Annotated in this window: 1 protein-coding gene; it reads left to right on the forward strand. The window is 67.0% G+C overall.

Features of this window, described 5'->3' with window-relative positions:
* On the forward strand, positions 1 to 2,268 hold a 2,268-nt coding region (glgB, locus tag AC5RUJ_RS14370; RefSeq protein WP_494156056.1), incomplete at its 5' end, for a 1,4-alpha-glucan branching protein GlgB.
* Positions 2,269 to 2,570: the final 302 nt, after the last annotated feature.

Here is a 2,570-nt window from a genome sequence, read left to right on the forward strand (position 1 = left end):
AACACTTCCGGCGCGGCCGGCACCCCCGGACCGGCATCGCCGTCGGGCAGCCGCTCCCGCACCCCGGTGCGTGTCGAGCCGGAGGTGCTCTCCGCCGTCGCGCACGGGTCCTACCACCAGCCGCACGCAGTGCTCGGTGCCCACCTGGACGACCATGGACACGTCACCGTCCGCACCCGGCGTCCGCTGGCCGACTCCGTCACGGTGATCACGCCGTCACTGCGCGTGCCGATGGAACACGAGCACGAGGGCATCTGGGTGGCGGTATTCCCGGCCGATGATCCGGGACGCGTCCCGGATTACCGCCTCGAGGTGGCGTACGACGGCGGTGCTCCCGCCATCAGCGACGATCCGTACCACTACCTGCCCAGCCTGGGCGAAATCGACCTGCACCTGATCGGCGAGGGCCGGCACGAGACCCTGTGGACCGCGCTCGGTTCCCACGTGCGCCGCTACAACTCCGCGCTGGGCGACACATCCGGGGCCAGCTTCGCCGTCTGGGCGCCGAATGCCCGGGCTGTCCGGGTCAAGGGCGACTTCAACCACTGGGACGGCGCCCGGCACGCGATGCGTTCCATGGGCGGATCCGGCGTGTGGGAGCTGTTCATCCCCGGCGTCGAGGCCGGTGCCGTCTACAAGTACGAGCTGCTGGGCCAGGACGGCCAGTGGCGGGAGAAGGCCGACCCGATGGCCCGCTGGACCGAGGTCCCGCCGTTGACCGGGTCCCGCGTGGTCGAATCGCACTACCGCTTCGGCGACCAGGAATGGATGGAGCGGCGTGCCGCCCGCGACCCGCACAACGGGCCGATGAGCGTGTACGAGGTGCACCTGGGGTCGTGGCGGCTGGGGCTGGACTACCGGCAGCTGGCCGACCAGCTCGCCGAATACGTCAGCTGGCAGGGCTTCACGCACGTGGAGTTCATGCCGGTGGCCGAGCACCCGTTCGGCGGATCGTGGGGCTATCAGGTCACCTCCTATTACGCGCCGACCTCGCGCTTCGGGCACCCCGACGACTTCAAGTACCTCGTGGACAGGCTGCACCAGGCCGGCATCGGAGTCCTTTTGGACTGGGTCCCGGCACACTTCCCCAAGGACGAGTGGGCGCTGGCCCGGTTCGACGGCCAGCCGTTGTATGAACACGCAGACCCCCGGCTGGGCGAACACCCGGACTGGGGCACGCTGATCTTTGACTTCGGCCGCCGCGAGGTGCGGAACTTCCTGGTCGCCAACGCGCTGTACTGGCTGGAGGAGTTCCACATCGACGGACTCCGGGTGGACGCGGTGGCCTCCATGCTGTACCTCGACTACTCGCGCAATGACGGGGAATGGGTCCCCAACATCCACGGCGGCCGCGAAAACCTGGAGGCCATTTCCTTCCTGCAGGAGGTCAACGCCACCGCGTACAAGCGGGTGCCGGGCATCGTCATGATCGCGGAAGAGTCCACCGCGTTCGACGGCGTGACCCGCCCGACCAGCGCGGGGGGCCTCGGCTTCGGCCTGAAGTGGAACATGGGCTGGATGCACGACACGCTCGAATACATCGCCGAGGACCCGGTCAACCGGATGTACCACCACGGCAAGGCCACCTTCTCGATGGTCTATGCCTACACGGAGAACTTCCTGCTGCCGATCAGCCATGACGAGGTGGTCCACGGCAAGGGGTCGATGCTGCGCAAGATGCCCGGCGACCGCTGGCAGCAGCTGGCCAACCTGCGCGCCTACTTGGCCTTCCAATGGGCGCACCCGGGCAAGCAGCTGATCTTCATGGGTACCGAATTCGGCCAGGAGTCGGAATGGTCGGAGCAGCACGGGCTGGACTGGTGGCTCTCCCAGAACGTTCCGCACAAGGGCCTGCAGCACCTGGTCCGCAACCTCAACGGGATCTACCGTTCCACGCCGGCCCTGTACGAGCGCGACAATGAGCCGGCCGGCTTCCAGTGGATCGACGAGAACGACGGCGCGCACAACACGCTGTCCTTCATCCGCTGGGACCAGCACGGAAACCCGCTCGTCTGCGTGGCTAACTTCTCGGGGGCCCCGCACGAAGGGTTCCGGCTGGGAATGCCGTGGGCGGGCGAATGGGACGAGGCCCTGAATACCGATTCCGCCGAATACGGCGGATCCGGAGTGGTCAACGCAGGTGCGGTCACCGCCGTGGAAGGCGGCTGGAAGGGCAGCCCCGCTTCTGCGACGCTCCGGGTGCCGCCGCTGGGCGTGGTGTACCTGAAGCCGGCTGCCGGTGGCCCGGCCAGGGTGGAGGAAGGATGAACGGCAGCGGAATTTACATCCGCGCCGACCGGTGCTAGAGTTTAAAGCCGCGCAGGGCGGTAAGGCCGCCTCGCCGAACCGGCCGAAGGCAGTTGCCAACGGGCGGAGCGGGACCGGGCGGTTTGACAAGAACTGCCAGCGCGGGTAAGTTAGAAAAGTTGCTCCGGAGCGATGGAGGGCCTGAGAGGGTCGTCCTGGTGCCGGGTGCTCCTGTTGTTTGAGAACTCAATAGTGTGCCAAGTTTGTTGATACCAATTATTTATTGGTTGAAAGTGCCGTGGCGTGCCGCCCCTGTGGTGTGT

Source organism: Arthrobacter sp. Y3223164 (assembly GCF_059091005.1).